General features: G+C 41.2%; 10 protein-coding genes. 2 read left to right on the top strand and 8 right to left on the bottom strand.

All coding sequences use genetic code 11. The features are described from left to right. Positions 1-186: 186 nt before the first annotated feature. The 4 genes from NBH14_RS04600 to NBH14_RS04585 form a co-directional block, all read right to left on the bottom strand. Positions 187-2106 (bottom strand): RagB/SusD family nutrient uptake outer membrane protein, encoded by a 1920-nt coding sequence (locus NBH14_RS04600; RefSeq protein ID WP_250817177.1) that lies wholly within the window; start codon positions 2104-2106, stop codon positions 187-189. Positions 2107-2126: 20 nt separating this feature from the next. Beyond that, entirely contained in the window at positions 2127-5591 is a 3465-nt protein-coding gene (locus NBH14_RS04595) for a TonB-dependent receptor (protein WP_250817175.1), read from the bottom strand. Positions 5592-5696: 105 nt separating this feature from the next. After that, the gene (locus NBH14_RS04590) at positions 5697-6872 is read right to left on the bottom strand and encodes a FecR family protein (RefSeq protein WP_250817173.1); all 1176 of its coding nucleotides are present in this window, start codon (positions 6870-6872) and stop codon (positions 5697-5699) included. 53 nt (positions 6873-6925) lie between these two features. Further along, a complete protein-coding gene (locus NBH14_RS04585; RefSeq protein ID WP_250817171.1) occupies positions 6926-7447 on the bottom strand; it encodes an RNA polymerase sigma-70 factor in 522 nt (173 codons plus the stop codon). A gap of 582 nt (positions 7448-8029) precedes the next feature. Here NBH14_RS04585 and fsa point away from each other — a divergent pair. Then, positions 8030-8686 (top strand): fructose-6-phosphate aldolase, encoded by a 657-nt coding sequence (gene fsa / locus NBH14_RS04580; protein WP_046145530.1) that lies wholly within the window; start codon positions 8030-8032, stop codon positions 8684-8686. A 313-nt stretch (positions 8687-8999) separates the two neighbouring features. On the opposite strand, the gene NBH14_RS04575 is transcribed toward fsa, so the two are convergent. Then, the gene (locus tag NBH14_RS04575; protein WP_128133824.1) at positions 9000-11408 is read right to left on the bottom strand and encodes an ABC transporter permease; all 2409 of its coding nucleotides are present in this window, start codon (positions 11406-11408) and stop codon (positions 9000-9002) included. Between the two features lie 12 nt (positions 11409-11420). Beyond that, positions 11421-13826, bottom strand: coding sequence for an ABC transporter permease (locus tag NBH14_RS04570; RefSeq protein ID WP_250817169.1), 2406 nt, complete (start codon positions 13824-13826; stop codon positions 11421-11423). 176 nt (positions 13827-14002) lie between these two features. On the opposite strand from NBH14_RS04570, the gene NBH14_RS04565 reads away from it, so the two are divergent. After that, on the top strand, positions 14003-14815 hold the full coding sequence (locus tag NBH14_RS04565) for a sigma-54-dependent transcriptional regulator (protein WP_297597612.1): 813 nt from the start codon (positions 14003-14005) through the stop codon (positions 14813-14815). A gap of 90 nt (positions 14816-14905) precedes the next feature. Here the strand turns inward: NBH14_RS04565 and NBH14_RS04560 are convergent, their stop codons facing one another. Both NBH14_RS04560 and NBH14_RS04555 read right to left on the bottom strand, forming a co-directional pair. Next, positions 14906-17467 carry a trypsin-like serine protease gene (locus NBH14_RS04560; protein WP_250817165.1) on the bottom strand — a complete coding sequence of 854 codons (2562 nt, stop codon included), beginning with the start codon at positions 17465-17467 and terminating at the stop codon, positions 14906-14908. 54 nt (positions 17468-17521) lie between these two features. Next, positions 17522-18838 carry a DUF4933 domain-containing protein gene (locus NBH14_RS04555; protein ID WP_250817164.1) on the bottom strand — a complete coding sequence of 439 codons (1317 nt, stop codon included), beginning with the start codon at positions 18836-18838 and terminating at the stop codon, positions 17522-17524. Positions 18839-18945: the final 107 nt, after the last annotated feature.

Below are 18945 nucleotides of genomic sequence, written 5' to 3'. Positions count from 1 at the left end.
ACGAATTTTCTGATGTAAATATAGGCTTTATGTAGCATTTGAATTTTACAATAAGAGTTATTTGTTTTGCAAAATCCGTTATTTGAGAAAGAAGTTATCGAAAATGTCGTAGCACTTTATAAAAAGTGCCAAAAGGGACAATCTGTTTGTCTTACTTTTGGCACATGATTATATAATGGAATTAAATTACCACAATGGATTCTGAACAAGGCTAGGTGAAATCTCAACCTCATTGTGAGGTATTGGATACAGATACATAGCTCTTACCCACTGGTATTTTCTGACAATTACCCGATTGAAGAAAGAACCAGGTTGTCCGGGAGGAATAGTTTTGAGGCCATCCACATTCATTCCCCAGTAAACTGACTGGTCAGCTTCTTCTCCTGGATCGCAGATCATCCAACGACGAACATCGAAATAGCGTTGTCCTTCGGTAAATAATTCTACCTGACGTTCACGACGGATTGCATAGGCTTGTGCTTCATAATTACCGATCACATTCTTCTTGATTCCTTTATTGTGTAGATCCTGATATCCGGCAATTCCGGCACGTTCACGAACTTTATCAAGATAGACAATCACATTCTTATCGGATGGATTCACCTCATTACAAACCTCGGCATAGTACAGATAAAAATCGGCCAGACGAAGTATAATAGATGGGCGTGCATAATTTTTTAAATAAGATCCTGTGTTCATTAACTCCTGATTATTTCTTTTATATAGAAGATAGCCGGAATAATGTCTACGAGATGCATTAAAATTATCGTTATTGCCCCCCTTAGATGAGTCGAAACTCCAACCCGCTTTAGGCTGAATGTGCCAACTTTTACCATGATAGGTAACAGCATGATAAAAACGTGGTTCACGGTTTACATACATATTAAATACTCCTTTGTCAATCTGTGGTTTCACGTAGGCACATGGATTTTCGATATCGGTAAATCCAGTTTCATTATACTCTGGATCTTCCTTGATGTCCAATCCGTTTTTAGTAAAGAATGCATCCACCATTTGCTGAGAAACACCCAATCCTGAAAATCCGTCAAATATATCCCGGGGTCTGCAACGACGATCCAGATGTTGTCCGTTGTTCCCTTCGTTCAAAGAAGTTCTTCCAGTTGCCCAAATAATCTCATTATTGTAATCCTGAAATACTTTGTAAACGGATTGACTAGGATTGATATTTCCATCTTTATTTGTTGCAGTGAACAGTTCGTATCCTTCTGTTTTTGCAAATGTCAGAAAAGTTTCCAAATGTTTCTTCGCTGTTTCCCATTTACCTTTATCTTCTGCAGGGAATAATTTCTTTCCATCCGGATTCGTTAACTCCAAAGCTTCTTTATAACCACCATTGAAAAGCTTGCTTGCTGCATATACCCATAGTTTAGCTCGCATGGCCAGTACGACAGCTTTAGTCGGGCGTACCATTTCGTTCATGTTTTCAACGGTTTCTCCGGTTGCTTGATTTACACTACGCAATGTAAGAGGCAGAGCATTTTCATTCAGAACTTCCTGATAAAGGTTGTCTATAAAAGTAGTCATTTCATCTACAGATGATCTCGGATAATCGAATGAAGTATTTGACTCGTCCACAATTTCTGAGATAAGAGGAACCGGTCCGTACAGTTCAAATAAAGAGAAATAAGAATAAGCGATAAAAAATTTAGCTTCTGCTTTCATCCGTTTAATATCTTGCTCTGTCAACGCCTGGTTGTCTGTAGCATTTCCAATCGGTTTTGCTTTTTCTAAAAAAATATAGGCCTGTCGTATTGATCGATACAAAAGAGTGAATCTATGAAAATTCGCATTGCTGGCATTGAAACCGTTTTCCATTTCCATTTGAGCTTTATCGTGGCAGGTGGTTGTCTCGCCACACAAATGAGGCCACGGATTTTCCAGTCCGTTCATATCCCAGAATAGTTGTGAATATTCTGAAATACAAGTAAATATTTCCGCATGCCAACGACGCGTGTATTTTACATTTTCAAAAGTCTCTTCTATCGTCAGATTACTGGCCAACTCATCGGATACATTCAGAAAGTCAGAGCAGGCTGGAAATAACAGACAGGTGCTTAAAAAAGCTGATAATATTATTTTTTTCATATTTGTAATAATTAATAAGATTAGAAACCTAATTCAAGACCAACAGTCCATGTCATAGAGATTGGATATTTACTCCCACCACCGGCTGAACCTAATTCCGGATCCCACATCTTTATATGATCCCATACGGCAATATTGTTACCTTGCACATATAATCTTGCATTTTTTATCAATGCTTTCTGCAAGGTTTTAGGATTGAATTGATAACCGAATTCAAGATTCTTTAAACGAATAAAGTTACCGTTACGATACCACCAGGTACTTCCCATTGTATTATGGGAAAATTGTTCTGGGTGTAATCTAGGATAAAGTACATTGTGGTTTTCAGGGTTACGACTGCTCCAATGGTCGACGGATTCCACGCGTGTCGAACCTGTTAAGCCTCCGCTAAAAGGAACAAACCTACCTCCGTTCAGATTAATGGATGCATTGGCTACTCCCTGGAAAAATATGCCGGCATAAAAACCTTTATATTCGGCATTCAAACCAAAGCCATAAACCCATTCGGGATTTTGGGCATAAAAGCCATGGTTGTATGTCTGATCATAACTGTCTATTTTCTTATCATTATTCAAATCCGTGTATTTTATATCTCCGGGCATAACAGCACCGCTTGGGATAGCCAGCCCCTCTTTCAGTGTATAATTTTTACTCCCGTCCGAAGGATTCTCTGTGATAATGAAATCATTATCCGTATATAAGCCTTCAGCTATATACAACTTGGGAGTCCCCAGACTGTGTCCGGTATATGCCTGATAATCATATCTTTGTTTTACTTCGTCGTATTCAATAACTTTGTTTTTTGCATATGTGATGTTACCACGGAACGATAGATTTACCTGCTGTACTTTTTGCTTAATCACTATATTTCCATCTATCCCTTTATTGCTTACTTTCCCATAATTTTGCCAGGGGTTTTGTCTGAATCCGGTTACAGAACTGATCGTTTTTCTTTGCATCAGGATATCTCGGCGATCGTTCTTAAAAAAATCAACACTTATATCAATCCGTCCCCTTAGTAATCCTAAATCCAAACCTATATTTTTTTTCTCTTCCACTTCCCATGACAAGTAAGGAGCTGAAAAAATCCCTTCAATGAGTCCTTTTCCCTGTGAATTAACGCCTTTACCTCCTGACCCTCCATTAAAACCAAAAAATACATCTTCCGCACCATTAACTAAGACTCCTCGATAAGGGAAACGAGATCCTCCTACATTATCATTACCAGTCAACCCATAAGATGCTCTGATTTTTAATTTGTTAATAATATCTTCAGCATTTTTCATAAAGGCCTCGTTGCTTACGTACCAAGCCAAGCCGACAGAAGGGAAAATACCATACCGGTATCCTTTTGCAAAGTTTTCACTACCGGTTAGACCGAAACTAGCTTCTGCTAAATAGCGATTATCAAATCCATAGGATGTTCTGGCTACCACACTTTGTTTTTTATATGGCAGTCCGCTTCCCATATCCTGACGGTCTTTTTGCATATAAAGAACCATTCCTGCCACATCATGCAATTCATTGAAGGTTCTGGTATAATTTAATGAAGCTTCCAGGTATATTTGTTTCCTGCCTGTTTTTCCGGAAGCTGCATCATTGGCATGATCGCTTAGATTGGGTTGCCCCTCATTGATTTGTACATATTCTTTTTCTCCGTTTTCATTTAATTTCATTGTGTAACTAGTCGGAGATTTTGTTCTTTTAGTGATAGATGCATAATTAGCGTCAAAACTTCCGGTCAATTTTAAACTTAATCCTTTCGTAATAAAGTCAAGTTTTTGATTTAAGGTTATTTTAGACTGGATAAAAGCATCCCAGTTTTTCTGATAACCAGATTCATTTAACATATTATAAGGGTTTTCTGTAGAACTTCCGTTCCACTGCGGATGTTCGGCAAATTTACCATCGGAGAATCGAAGAGGAAACAAATAAGGCGCATATGCATAAATATTAGTAAATATAGTATTTACATCTTTTGCCGGATAACTTGAGTCCATGTATTGTCCACTCATATCGACAGATAAATCGGTTGTTTTTGTTACGTTAATATCCACATTAGAACGAATATTATAGCGACTTAAACCAATATTGGCATCATATTTATCAATCGCCTGGGAATCGAAAATACCATTTTCGTTATAGAATGCTCCCGATACGAAGTATTTTACGCGTTCTGATCCTCCCCGCAGGTTTAAAGTAACCCGTTGATTCTGTGTATTGTCCTTCAATAAACTTGTAAAATCAGCATTGGGATACAAATCCGGGTCGATTCCGGAACGATACATTTCCAGGACGTCATCCGAATAGGGGGCTACAAAAGAGGTGGGATTTCCTTTTGATTCCCAAACAGCCTCATTATATAATGATAGGTGGTCATATGATCCCATCATTTTAGGTAAGCGGGTTGGTTTGGCAACACTGAATTCGGCCCTGATATCTAAGGTCGGTTTCTGTGCAGTACCACGTTTCGAGGTAATTAAAACAACACCATTTGCACCTTCTGCTCCATATACGGCAGTTGCAGAAGCATCTTTCAATACGGTGAACGATTCGATTTCGTCTACTCCGATATCACTCATGCTTCTTGGCACTCCGTCAACAAGAACTAATGGAGAAGTACCTCCCGCAAAAGAACTGACACCGCGAATCCAAAACTCTGAGTCGTCTTTGCCTGGTTGTCCTGAACGTTGTACAGCTAGAATACCGGAAATTTGTCCGGCCAGATTGTTGGTCAAGCTTCGTGTCGGCATTGACAATTCTTTAGCCGAGATGGTGTTGATGGAGGCAACCACACTCTCTTTCTTCTGTTGCCCGTATCCGATTACAACCACGTCTTCCAATCCGACACTCGATTCCATCATACGGATATTTATCGGATTGTCGTTTTTTACCTCTTTTTCTTCCGTGTTGTAACCAATATAACGGAATTCCAGGATACATCCTTTCGGAGCATTGATAACATATTGTCCGTCAATATCTGTAATAACTCCTGTTGTTGTACCTTTTACTGCAACAGTAGCACCGATGATCGGATTACCGTCAGCATCTGTGATAAGACCTTTTATCTGAAGATCTTTCTGCTGTGTTATTGAAGGTGTCGCTTTTTCAGCATTGCCTTCTTTCCGGGCAATAGCAATATAATCGTCAATCTGTTTAAAGGTATATCCGTTTCCTAGAACAGCTTCGAGAGCATCTTCTATATCAGAAGTCTTTATGTTAACGGACACACTCTTGTTTGTGGCTATTTCATCGTTGTTGTATGCGATCTTTATACCGGACTGTTTTGTGATTGCGTCCAGTACTTGTTCGATTTTTGCATTTTTAAATGATAGATTTAATGTAAACTTTTGCTCAAAAATGGAGCTGTTTGCAGAAACATTCAATGCCATACCAAGAAACAGGCATAAAAATAGTTTGCGATAAGCATCTCTTTTTAAGACTTTTTGTAGTGTTGGATACTTTTTTAGATGTCTAATTTTCATAACTTTGCATTTTGCAGGTTAAACTAAAATGATTTTGTTTTTTGATCTGTAGTCACAGAGATAGTATCTGATCCATACTGTCTCTGTTTTTTCATGGTTTAGATATTATTTTATTTCATTTTCCCTCCTTTGTTTTTTAATGTGAATAGTATTATTATCGGTTCTCTCTAATTTGATATCTGATGTATAACTGATTATTTCAAGTAAGTGCTCCAATGTCGTTTCCTTGTCGACGATTAAAGAATAACGGGTACGTTTTAGTGCTTTATCTTCGAATTCAACAGAGAAGTCATGCCAACGTTGCAGTTTTGTCATAATCTCTTCAAGTGGTGTATTTTTGAATACGTATGTTCCGTTTATCCATGATGTGTAAAGTTCGGTATCGACAGTTCGTATAGTTGTTTTTTTATTATTTCTGTTGAAAGTAAATTGTTCTGAAGGTGAGATTGTTTGTTCTTCTCCATCTTCTGTCTGTACAGCGACCGAGCCTTCGATTAGTGTAGTGCTGGCTATCCGGTCTTCCGTATAACTACAAATATTGAAGGTCGTTCCCAAGACTTTTACTTCCATACCGTTAGCTTTTACGACAAAAGGTTTCTCTTTGTTTTTGGCCACTTCGAAATAAGCTTCACCAATGAGGGTAACTTCTCTCTTATTGCCAGTAAAGCGGGTGGGATAGATCAATTCTGTTTCGGAGTTCAGCCTGATACGAGTGCCATCCGATAATAACAGTTGATAGGTCTTTCCTTTAGGAATAACTAAATGATTATTTTTTACTTTGGTCTTTTTACTTTCTTGCTTAGACTCATAACTCAACAGACTCTTGGCATCATTCTTGATAGTTACATCTTGTTGGTGCCGGGCAAATTCTTCCTGGTTTAGAGCAAGTTTTTCTCCATTGTCCAATAAAAGAGTCGGTTCGTCAAATTCATTTATATTGACTTCGCTGACGATCGGTGAACGAAATATGTCAGAGAAGAGGTATGTACCGATGGAAATAACTAAAGCAATCATTGCTGCATATCGAAGCCATAGGGTATAGTTACGTATTTTCTTTTTGTTTATTGTCTGGCTTTTGACAGTGTTCCAAGCCTGGTCGATATCGACTGTTTTCTCTTTGCGAGGCAACGATGAAACTTGGTGCAATCGTTTGAGTTGCTCATATTCCGACTTGTTTTCTTCAGATGCATCCAGCCATTCCGACAAGATATGGCGCTCCTCATCTGTTGCTTCATCAGATAGAACAGAAAATATAATTTGATATATTTTTTCAAACTTCATATTTCTTCTTTTTATATATTGACAATCGAAGAGGACAAAATGGGTAGGTTGTTTTAGAAAAATAATAGAAAAAATAAAAAAGTGAGATGTTTCAGTTCTTCACGCATGATACGGAAAGCTTCTCCCAGATGATATTTGACAGTGTTCACAGAAATATTGGATACCTCGGCTATTTCTTTGTACTTCAATCCTGTAACGTATTTCAGAAGGAATACATTACGACACTTCTCCGGAAGCTTCAGCAAAGCTTGTTGCACTTCTTTCCGGTATATAAAATCTTCCTCTTCATTAAGCTGTTCTTTCCACTCTTCAGTGAGGGAAGCAAAGAAGTCTTCTTTAATAATTTCAGATTTGTAGTAGTTAATACAACCGTTTTTTATGGCACGATAAGCATATGGGAGAAAAGTTTCCCGGGTTACGGACAGATGTTCTTTCTCCCAGACAGAAATGAAAAATACCTGTACAATATCTTCTCTAACCTGGCTGTCAGTAATATATTTGCTGGCATAATTGCATAGGTGAGAATAATATTCCCGGAATAATTTTTCGAATATAGGTCCTTCTGCTATTCGCATAAGTAGTTTTTGTTATCTGGTAAGGAGTGTAACAATTTGTAAGTATCTGCTACATCCCATTACGTTATCGCTTTGAATCTCTGTTGAATCTCTCTGTTTCCATTGCATTCCGAATGTCTGCTTTTGCGTGTTATGTATATGAGTCCTACAAGAACTATACACCAACGAATGCAAATATAGTCTATTTCTGAAATAATAGGTTAAATGTTGAAGAATAATCCGATAATGCAATATTCTTTTGTTAACAACCATATAAACTTCCACTTTTCATTTGAAAAAAAGAGAATGCTCAATAGGATTATACATCTATAAATCTGCATATTACGTTTCAATCATTGCATTAGTTCTTGTAGAACTAATGCGATTTGTACTTAAAAGTATTCGTTTTTAATCTTTGATAGATGTCTGTGTATTAGTATAAATAGTAACTTTATATGTTAGTTGAAACTTCATATTTCCCCTTTGTCTGCTTATCAGTTTTTCTATTAATATTTTTCAACATTCTAAATACATCGCTCTAAAATAAACTATACGATAGTAAATGTGTTCTTTAAATAGAAACATTTATAAATACATAAGGCGATGAAATTTTTTATAGACACAGCGAACCTGGATCAGATCCGGGAAGCGAATGATTTGGGCGTGTTGGATGGTGTGACGACCAATCCGTCATTGATGGCCAAAGAAGGAATTAAAGGAGTGGAAAACCAACGGGCACATTATTTAAAGATTTGCGAGATCGTGGATGGCGATGTGAGTGCCGAGGTGATCTCTACCGATTATGAAGGAATGATCAAAGAAGGGGAGGAACTGGCTGCCCTGAATCCGCATATCGTAGTAAAAGTTCCTTGCATTGAAGCAGGGATTAAGGCCATTAAATATTTTACGGACAAAGGTATCCGTACAAACTGTACGCTGGTCTTTTCCCGTGGTCAGGCTCTTTTGGCGGCAAAGGCCGGGGCTACCTATGTCTCTCCGTTTGTCGGACGTCTCGATGATATATCCAGTGACGGAATTGAACTGGTTGCCAAAATAGTGGAAATGTATACTTATTATGGTTATGAGACGGAAGTGCTTGCTGCTTCTATCCGTAGCACACAGCATATTATCCAATGTATCGAGGCGGGAGCCGATGTGGCAACCTGCCCCTTGGCTGCTATCAAAGGTTTGTTAAAACACCCGCTTACCGATAGCGGATTGGCAACCTTCCTGGCCGACTATAAAAAGGTGAACGGATAGGCCGTCGGTGACAAATAATATTTTCTTTGTTTTATAGGGGGCAGCAAAAAGTTTGTCATAGTTGATTATTAGTGTGTTACGGTGAAAACGGCTTACAACCGGGGTAAAAAGGTCCCTACTTTTGACCTCGAGTTTGTCACGATTAACATTTGAAAACATATAATTCCTGTCCGGTATATCACCGGGTTGATACCGGAATACCACCTAGGTGATGATGAAACGTCACCGGGGTGGTATGATGCAAAAGCTATAGCTTTCGAGATTAGAAGCTATAGCTTTTGTCCTTAAAGTAAGTAGCCTTTGAGCTTAGTTGTTATTCACTTCTTAAAACTTTGACAGGATTACCCGAAGCTGCTTTGTAAGTATGCCAGCTGACGGTGAGCAGCGTTATAAAAAGTACACTGAATCCGCCGAGCAGAAAGTGGAAAACGGATATTTCCGTATGATAGGCAAAGTGTTCCAGCCATTGGTTGAGGAAAAGCCATGAGACAGGAACAGCAATAACGAAGGCTATTCCGATCCAGCCGACAAACTGTTTATTCAGTAGAAACATAATCCCTAAAGTGCTGGAACCGTTTACTTTCCGGATGCCTATTTCTTTGGTGCGTTGTTCCGTAGCATACAAAGCCATTCCGAACAGCCCGAAACAAGTCAGGAAAATACTGATCAGCGAGTACATGATCATTAATTCCGCCAGTTCGGTTGTCCTGCTGTTGCGTTGCATGAACTCCTTATAAACATCCTGAAAAGTGAAATATTTACCGGGATTCATCTTTTCCCATACTTTCTTGATGGAGGCAATGGTTTGCAGGCGGCCTTTGCCGAGTTTGATCTCTGCAAAGGCATATCTTTTGTCGTCATCCTGAACTATATAGATGATACTGGGGAAGACATCTTCTTCGAGTGAATTAGCAAAAATGTCTTCGACAATACCTGCAACGATCATTTTAGGCTTGTTGCCGTCTGCCTCATATTCAGCATTCTTTTTATCGTATTTACTCAGCGGTTGGCCAACCGGGTTTTCTCCCGGAGGAACCAGGAGATCTGCATATTTTTGAGTGATATAAGTCGGATTCTTGAACTGTTCAAGTGCACGGTCCGGTTCGATTCCCTGCATAATCTTTATCTTTAATGTTTTCAGAAAATCACGTCCACCCATATATTGTGCACTCATATAATGGGTTTCGCTTCCGTCCGGATTCTTGATGTCCGCAGTAGATAACCCCATATTTAATAAACAGCTTCCCGTGAGTGTCACATTTTCCACACCGGGTATTTTTTTTATTTCGCGTACAAAAGCCGGCATGTAGGAATTATCTCCTCCCCAGGAACCTACCTCAATTAAGTCGCGGTAACCTTCTCCTCCTTTTTGTATAAAACGAAGTTGGCTGTTTACCGTGAGTGTCGCGATGATCAGGCCGATGGAAACGGTATATTGGGCGATGGAGAGGGCGGTTACGATCCTTCTTTTCTTATTCCCGGTGAAAAACTCGCGGTAACCGGAGGCCGACAGTTTACCTATTTTCCGGCTTATATAGACGGAAGGGATGATGGATAACAGGAATATAAACAGGGCGATCATCGGCAATACCTGTTTATTGAAGAAGAAAGATGTTTGTATGTTCCCTGAGACAATCGAGTTGAATAGCGGGATCAGGTCGTTTGTGATCAGCAGGGAGATGAGGAATGCTGCGATAACGGTCAGGAATGTATCGAGGAAAAGCTGGCGGTTGATATCAGCTTTTGTCGCACCCATAAGTTTTTGTGTATGAATCATCCGTACCTGTTGCAGCAGACGGGAGAAGTTGAGGTTGATATAGTTGAAACAGGCGATCAGCAGGATCAGGATGGCGGAGATCAGTCCGACATAGAGCAAGGTCTTCTGGCGGCTGTTGAGGAACAGGAAACCTTCCTGTGTATATTTCCGGAAATAGCTTTCCTGTAAAGTGTATAAATGGTATTTCCCTCCTGGGAGAAATGTCTGCATGCCGTCTTTATTGATCTGTTCGGCGAATTTATCCGCGTCGATAGGGCGATTGGTCATTAAGAGGCACAATCCTCCGTTGAGCGTTCCTCCGGTTCCGGTTAATGCATCGAATGAGATATAGGATTGGTCGCGCGATTCGACGATAGCGGCAACTTGATAGGTCGTTTCGTTTTCTTCCTTTTCTATTGTACCATCTTTCCGGACACGAGTAATCGTATTGTTCGTGCCGGTGGTGATCGTTTGGCCGATCGGGTTTTCTTTGCCGAAGTATTTCCGGGCACATTCTTCCGTCAAAGCGATTTTATTCGGTTGAGTCAGCACCTCGTTCAGGTCTCCGTTCACTACTTTGTAGGGAAAGAAACGGGGGAAGGAGGCATCGGCTACCACTATCGTGATCGGATCGAAACGGGTATTGTTTACCATTATATAATCCATTCCGGTATTATTCATGCGTACATAATCGGTTACTTCCGGATATTTTTCTTTTATTTCGCCCGGAATGCCGCCGACAATGAAACAAACCCGTTCGCCGGGTTGGAGTGGTGAGTCCTGGTCCATCAGGTAGATATTATCCCGGTTCGGATTATCCGCTTCCAGGTTATATTCATGGATGACGAAAACTGCCAGCAGGTTTGTGCAGGCAATGCCGATTGCCAGGCTGACGATTGATATGATGGAGAACGTCTTGTTTCGCCACCAACTTCGCAGGACGAGTTTAAATGCGATTGCTTTCATATTGTAATCGGTTTATTCGCTTCTTAATACGTTGACTGGATTGCCGGAAGCCGCTTTGTAGCTGTGCCAGCAGACTGTGAGCAGGGTGATAAGCAGGACAAACAATCCGCTTGCCAGATAGATGCCGATACTCATATCCGTGTGGTAGACAAAGTTTTCCAGCCAACGGTTGAGTAGTAACCAGGTGATAGGGATGGCAATGATAAAGGAAATGCCTATCCAGGATATGAACTGGCTGTTGAGCAGTAACATGATTTGGGGGCTGGTCGCTCCGTTCACTTTCCGGATACCTATTTCCTTGGTGCGTTGTTCGGTTGCATAGAGTGCCATTCCGAACAGGCCGCAGCAAGTCAGGAAGAGGCTGATCAATGAATACATGAACAGCAGCCGGGAGAGTTCGGTTGTTTTCTCGTTCCGTTGCAGGAACTTTTGGTAAACATCCTGATACGTGAAATATTTACCCGGGTTTACCTTATTCCATGCTTCCCGTACGGCAGCGATACTCTTCTCCCTGTCATCGCCGAGGCGTATATAAATGTAATTGAACGAATTTTGAGGACTGTTGTTGATCTGGATGGTAAAAGGATAAACTTCGTTTTCCAGTGTATGTGTGTATAAGTTCTCGACGATACCGGCAATTGTCGTGACCGGTGCATTTGACGGATCATTACCTGTATTCCCTTCATCGAACTCTTTATCGATCGCATTAATCGGTTTACCGATCGGGTTTTCTTCTTTTCCGACCAGTATCTCTGCATATTTCTCATTGATATATACCGGACGGGCATATTTCTCGACGGCCTGTTCGGGAGGAAGGCCTTTTAACAGCTTCAGTTGTAAGGCGTCCAGGAAGTCTGGTTCGCCGAAATAGTTGATTTGTGCTGTATAGTTTTCGCTGCCGTCTTCATTTTTCAAAACGATTTGCATTATCCAACTGTCCAGGATAGAGCTTCCGGCAAGGGATACGTGTTTTATCTCCGGGTGTTTTTTTAGTTCCCGGGCAAAAGGACGGACATAAGAACCGTCTTCTTGCCAATCTCCTATTTCAATCAGGTTTTTATAATTATCTCCTCCTTGACGGATGAAATGAAGTTGATCGTTTACCGTCAGTGTGGCAATGACCAGGCCGATAGAAATAACATATTGAGCGATGGATAATGAGGTGACTATCTTCCTCTTTTTATTTCCGGTGAAAAACTCCCGGTAACCGGAGTTGGAAAGCCTGGATATCTTTTGTCCCATATAGGCTGCCGGAATTATGGATAACAGCAGGATAAAGCAACAGATGACTGGCAATGATTGGCCGTTGAAAAAGAAAGAGGAATGTAATTGCCCGTTTACGATTGAGTTGAACAGGGGAAGCAGGTCATGGGTAATCAGCAACGAGCAGAGGAAGGCAATGATTACCGTCAGGAAGGTATCCAGAAAAAGTTGCAGGTTGATTTCTTTCCGGCTGGCTCCCATCAGTTTCTGTGTATGAATCATCCGTACCTGTTGAAGGAGACGTGAGAAGTTGAGGTTGATATAATTGAAACAGGCTATTAGCAGAATCAGGATGGCGGAGATTAATCCTACATAAAGCAATGTCGGCTGACGGAAATTCAGATAGTTCGATTTCTGTCCTTCGGTCGTGTAGAAGTAGCTTTCCTGTAAAGTATCCAGATAATAATTCCCCAGGTCACCCTGTAAAGTAGGGATTTTGTCTTTTTTCAATTGTGCTTCAAATGCTTTCCGGTCGATTGGCTTGTTCATCAGTAACAGGCTGGTACCGCCATAGAAGGGATCTGAGATGGCTGTTACTGCCTCCAGGTTTAAAAAGGATTGTTCCCGGTCGGCTATGATGGCGGCAACCTGGTAAGCGTGTTCGTTGTTAGTACTGCCTTTGGTGCTCATCTCTTCATCGGGAAGACTGAAATGTATTATATTGCCGATCGGATTGGTTTTTCCGAAAAGTTTTCGGGCAGTTTGTTCGGTAAGGGCCAGTTTGTCGGGTTGAGTCAGGGCCTCTTTCAGGTTTCCGGAGAGTACTTTATAGGGGAAAAACTCTGATAAAGACGGATCGGCGGAGACGAGACGAATCGGTGCGTGTTTCACATTATCGATAGAAATGTATTTGACGGTTTTTCCGCTTATCCGGAGATAGTCCTCGACTTCGCTGTATTTCTCTTTCAGCATTGCCGGGATATCGCCTCCTGCATAGATAGTCTTTTGTCCGGTTTTCATCGGCCAGTCCTGGCTGAGTATCCAGATACGTTCTTTGTTCGGATTTCCTTTCTCTATTCCATATTCATGAATAGTGAATACGGCCAGCAGGTTTGTGCAAGCAATGCCGATCGCCAGACTGACGATGGAGATTATTGAGAATGTCTTGTTTCTCCACCAGCTGCGGAATACAAGTTTTAGAGCGACAGTTTTCATAAATTCGATATTAGGCTTTTCGTACCGTTCTTTTTCGAATGGCATTTCAAATCTATCCTCTTTCTTTTGCAAGGACAAAGAATAAGTAAAAATAATTGAAGGATACAGTCAAATTGTCTAAATATTAGACAATGGGAGTTGGGAGAAAAAAGAATCCGTATATCTTTGCTTTTGTTATGAGAAATGGAAAGATTATAGTAGTGGACGATAATGAGGCGGTGCTTAAAACTTTGCGGATGATTCTTTCGCGTGAATTTAAGACGGTGGTCTGTGCTTCGGTGCCGACTTTGCTGCCTGCTTTGCTTCGGGAAGACAATGTGGATGTTGTCCTGTTGGATATGAATTTCGGAACCGGCAAGCAGAGCGGGGGAGAGGGACTTTTCTGGCTGGACCGTATCCGTGAACGTCCGAATCCGCCGGAAGTCGTGTTGATAACTGCTTTTGGCGATATAGAACTGGCTGTCTCTTCCCTGAAAAAGGGAGCGGCGGATTTTATCGTGAAACCCTGGGATAATGATAAACTCTTGTCGACTGTTATCGCTGCTTGGGAATCCCGTTCCGGGAGAAAACAAAATTCCTCTCGAAAGGAATCGGAGTTTCTTTCGGAAGAAACAGATTCTGTCGTTACATTGCTTGTCAATTCCCTGCTCCGGAAATATGCAACGGCTTATGGGAAACCTTTTCCCGGAATTACTCCCGATGCATTGCATAAATTGTCGGACAGGATGCTCAATGGTGATCTCAGTCTTTTGCAGCAGACCATCGAGCGTGCCGTGCTTCTTTCAAATTCATCCGTGCTCGATAGTGATGACTTTTATATGGATGCTCCTCTTGTAACTGTTTCCCATCCGGTTACTTTGGAAGAGATGGAGAAACAGTTTATCAGTGAAGTACTGGCAGAGAAAAAAGGAAATCTGACGCTTTGTGCCCAGCAATTGAATATCAGTAGGCAGACGCTCTATAATAAGATGAAGAAATATAATCTTTAGGAAATAACAGGCTGATATGTCAAAATAATACCGGAAAGACGATGGCAAGTGACCTACATCTTTCCGGTATTTAATTAGGTGAAGTCGTGTTTATTTCCTGATACCTTGGATTGTTTTTGTTGTCCGGTCTGTTGTCATTCTGAAGAAATATACGCCTTGAGGGAGAGAACCTGTATGAATTATACTTCCCGGATGCTGTATCTTTCTGACCAGTTTCCCGTTGCTTGCATAGATTTCCAGCAATTTGACTTGCTGATTATGAATGATATTCACCTGATCGCTGAACAGGTTGGGTTGAATACTTACTTCCTCTTCCCTCTGTATCTGTTCATTATCGACGCTGGTGTCGGTATCGATTGTAACCGGTTGGCTCTTTTTGTCGTTGTAAAGGGCATATACCTGATAAACAGGAGCGTTAGCCGGTATGTTTTTATCGGTATACTGTGTGCTTGAAGCCGGTAAGGTGGCCAATTCCAATTGGTCGCGGTTGATTTGATAACCTGTCGGTTCCGTAAAATCGGTAATCAGGAATCCTTCCGGCGACGAAGAGGCTACCTCTGATCTTATGATTGTCATTTTAGTGCTTTTCATCGGATTAAGTGCTTGTTTCTTTGCCCTTAACAGTGAAGCACTATTTGTCAGTTCTCCTTCTTCCGAAGTTACGACGAATGAAATACAGGAGTTGGCATCCAGCTCTTCGGTCGGGAATGTTGCCCACTTTTTGTCGCTCATTGCATAGATATTCCCTTTTCCGTCGATGGCTGGCCCTTCGTCGGCAAAAGCCGGAGAAATCTTTTTATTATATTTTTGGGCATGAATAGCTACAATCAAATCCTGACCGGCATCTATAGTGAAAGGCTTTTTTAATGTAATAGCATTCGTTTTCTGGTATTCAATATCTGTCAGATCTTCTTCATATATCCGGTTTCCCTGTTCTATATAAACGGCATACGACACATTTTCGACCGGAGTGAAATAAACGGTAGTGATCGTCTTTTTGTGAATTGGTGTCAAATCATTCGTATCCCATCTCTGACCATAATAAAAAGGATCGCCTTCAAATCCAAACTGATAACCTTTCCCTTGATCTCCCCAGCCGATAATTTGTTGATATATGGGTGCTTTCCATTCCAGTTCGATATTTCCGTCTGTCGTTTTCCGGGCTGTCAGGTCCGTCGGTGCCATTAAGCCGGCTTCTACTGTTTGACCGTCCTGCGACATACCGGCAAGATATGTCGTTCCTGTATTCTGAGGATCCAGCCAGATATCCATACGCTCTTTGCTGTTTTCGCTGAATTTGTTCCAGTGAAAAGAAAATTTACCGTACAGGTTTAGTCCGTTGGGGTTTTCACAAGAAGAAGTGCCTCCGCTTAATATTCCTATAATCAGACCTTTGTCGTTGAAAAGCGGAGAGCCGGAAGATCCACCTTCCGTTACCGCATGACCGTTGGTCGTTTCATCGAAGGTGGTGTTCCAATGGGCATTCCTTGCTCCGGTTTGCTCTGTATCCGTATTGTTCCAGGTGACAGATTCAACCGGATATTTTCCATAGGTGGAAATCTTTTTATAATCTCCTGAAGGGTGATGGATGCCGACTCCTGAAGGCGATGGCGTACCTGTCCGGTCCCAGCCATTGAAGAAAACATCATAATTATCGGGAATGTTCTCGTTCAGTAACAACAACAGACCATCGGAACCATTCTGAATAGGGATGGCTGCTTTACGGGTACAACCAACTATTGGTTCATACCTATTCCCGGACGAACTGTTGTCGCAGCCAGTGCGTTCCATATGAAAAAAAAACATCCATTCCTGTAATTCTTCGTCTGTCGCCTCTCCCAAACCGTCCATTGTCTGCGAACAGTGATAAGCGGTCAGGATATAAGGCTTCTTATCTTTTGCCGTATTATTAACCAGCGATCCGGAACAGATAAAGTATTGTCCTTTTATCAGCTGGATTGTATGGCACACGCCTTTTTGCTGTAATAGCCAGTCATCTCCTTCTTCACAGTTGATGTTCACCATGCAGGGACCTGATAATTCTTCTTGGGCGCTTTTCGTTTCTTTTGTTACGTAAAGATGGTTGTATCCATATCCTATGCCGCTGATCCGTAATAAAGGTTCCTCACCCGACGCGGCCGGTATGTATTCCAGTGTAATTTTATCACCGGCAATCGGTTCGGTAGCAAAATGTCCGTTTTGGGGATGGGTACGGGTTGTATAAGCACCCAGTACCTGGCTTTTATCTGCATTATAAATAAATAATTTGCCGCCTTCCGGAATGTAAAAATCGGAGTAAGACAAGATCAATGCAATAGCTCCTTTTGCTTCGAGATGCAGTTGCCATACTTTTTGTCCGTCGGGTAAAGTCCTCCAATTTCCACTGTTGGATATACTCAAATCTGTTTCGATCCGTTTGGCAATCGCTAAAGGAGCACCTTGGCTTACCCGCCAAGCATCGACAACTTTAAGGTCTTCAACACTGAAGTTTACCGGGATCTGTACAGGCTGTTCCGTACTTTTCAGATTGGTCATAAACTGAAAACTCGGCGGAAGACCTCCTTCACTGATTTGTGCATGCAGAAATATCGTCGGAAAACAACAGAGACAAAGAATGCCTGCTATTAACCGAATGGAATGGTAATGATTCATCTTATTTGTAATGTAATACTAGTTTTTATTTGTTGCGTTAAAAATAAGAATTATTTATTTAACCACAATCATCACATACTGATTTTCCTGTATTCTCTTGTTGTCAAGGAGATCCAGCAGTTTTTGCTGTTTAGGCGAGCCGGTTCGTTCTACGTTCATACGCATTTCTGTCAGTGTACGGATCATATAAAGAGAACCGTCTGTTTGTCCGTCCGGCCAGAAAGTGAGTCCGCCGTCCAGGTCGTTGATAAATCCCTGTCCTCTACGCGGAAGGACATACGTTTTACCTTCATCTTTCATATAAACAGCCTGATAACTCAGTGTCGGTTTGTACTCATATTCGAATCCCAGCCAGCTTACGAGCTTTGGACCTTTCTTTTGATACAGGCCCATGAATAAACCTTTTGAGTTTTCATATAAAGTACGCAACCATATCTTCTCGTCCGTAACTTCTTGTTTTTCTGCATAGTCAGTCAGGATGCCGTATTTCCCGAGATTCAGATTGTACAAAGGTGCAACAGTCTGAGGATCACGCATCTGGAATACGGTATCACAGAACGGTATCATAAAAGTCATTTGATCTTGTGTCTCATTCCAATAGGATGTCTGGAAGAATGGGATATTATCTGTTTGCGATTTGGAAAGTGTCGATTTATCCTTTAAGGTGAACTTTCCGAGCGTTTCGCCTGCCAGGTTGAAAGTCAGCATGCAGTTCGGAACGCCGCTTGTGTCTTCATAGTGGCTCAACATATATCCGTCGGATGAGAATCCCAGTAGTTTATCTTTTCCCAGGTTGATTGTGTATTTCTTTTCCACTGTTTCAGGAAAAACATACCGGGTGATTGTCAACATCGTATCAAGTGGAGGCAGTTCAATGATTTGTGGGTCGCAAGGCTCCTGGCTTCCTCTAGTTTCCACATCTTTACCGCTCATGGCACAATACATGCGGGTTGTCTTTTTGTCATAAAACAGATTATGCCCGTTCATTTCATTATTCCATTTATAGGCCAGTGCCTTGAAACCGTATCGTTTGCTTGGCCTTCCTATTTTCCGGTAATAAAGCCGCGGGTTGTTGAACGTGATGAAAGCATTGCTGTCAGGTATGGAAATGGCTTGCTTTACCGTATAGTTACCGTCTCCGACAATATAATAATCTATTTCCGAAGCGATCTGGCTTAACTTCAGTGGTTGCTTTTCGCCATCGAGGGCACTTTCCAAATCTATATGGGTAGGAACAACAGAATAATCGACCTTTCCTTCATATTTAGGTGGAGTGATTGGACGAGTGCTCTTTCCTTCTTTTTGTTTACAGCCGCTCAGTGTACCGAGACATACAGCACAGGTGGCAATCAGAACATATAATGTTTTCATGATACCGGTTTTTTTAATTGATTGCCTCAAAAATAGGTATTATTTATTTAATTGCATCTATTGGGTACGATTTTATCGTTTATTTACGAAAAAACAGTAATAATATT

Source organism: Parabacteroides caecihominis (assembly GCF_023656785.1).
Lineage (GTDB): Bacteria > Bacteroidota > Bacteroidia > Bacteroidales > Tannerellaceae > Parabacteroides > Parabacteroides segnis.
The sequence above is the reverse complement of the archived record's forward strand: the minus strand, read 5'-3'. Positions and strand labels throughout refer to the sequence as shown.

Excerpts from the sequence above, each read along its gene's own strand:
- NBH14_RS04600 (WP_250817177.1), bottom strand. The coding sequence starts at position 2,106 with ATGAAAAAAATAATATTATCAGCTTTTTTAAGCACCTGTCTGTTATTT.
- NBH14_RS04560 (WP_250817165.1), bottom strand. The coding sequence starts at position 17,467 with ATGAATCATTACCATTCCATTCGGTTAATAGCAGGCATTCTTTGTCTC.
- NBH14_RS04565 (WP_297597612.1), top strand. The coding sequence starts at position 14,003 with ATGAGAAATGGAAAGATTATAGTAGTGGACGATAATGAGGCGGTGCTT.
- NBH14_RS04575 (WP_128133824.1), bottom strand. The coding sequence starts at position 11,408 with ATGAAAGCAATCGCATTTAAACTCGTCCTGCGAAGTTGGTGGCGAAAC.
- NBH14_RS04595 (WP_250817175.1), bottom strand. The coding sequence starts at position 5,591 with ATGAAAATTAGACATCTAAAAAAGTATCCAACACTACAAAAAGTCTTA.
- NBH14_RS04590 (WP_250817173.1), bottom strand. The coding sequence starts at position 6,872 with ATGAAGTTTGAAAAAATATATCAAATTATATTTTCTGTTCTATCTGAT.
- NBH14_RS04570 (WP_250817169.1), bottom strand. The coding sequence starts at position 13,826 with ATGAAAACTGTCGCTCTAAAACTTGTATTCCGCAGCTGGTGGAGAAAC.
- NBH14_RS04585 (WP_250817171.1), bottom strand. The coding sequence starts at position 7,447 with ATGCGAATAGCAGAAGGACCTATATTCGAAAAATTATTCCGGGAATAT.
- fsa (WP_046145530.1), top strand. The coding sequence starts at position 8,030 with ATGAAATTTTTTATAGACACAGCGAACCTGGATCAGATCCGGGAAGCG.
- NBH14_RS04555 (WP_250817164.1), bottom strand. The coding sequence starts at position 18,838 with ATGAAAACATTATATGTTCTGATTGCCACCTGTGCTGTATGTCTCGGT.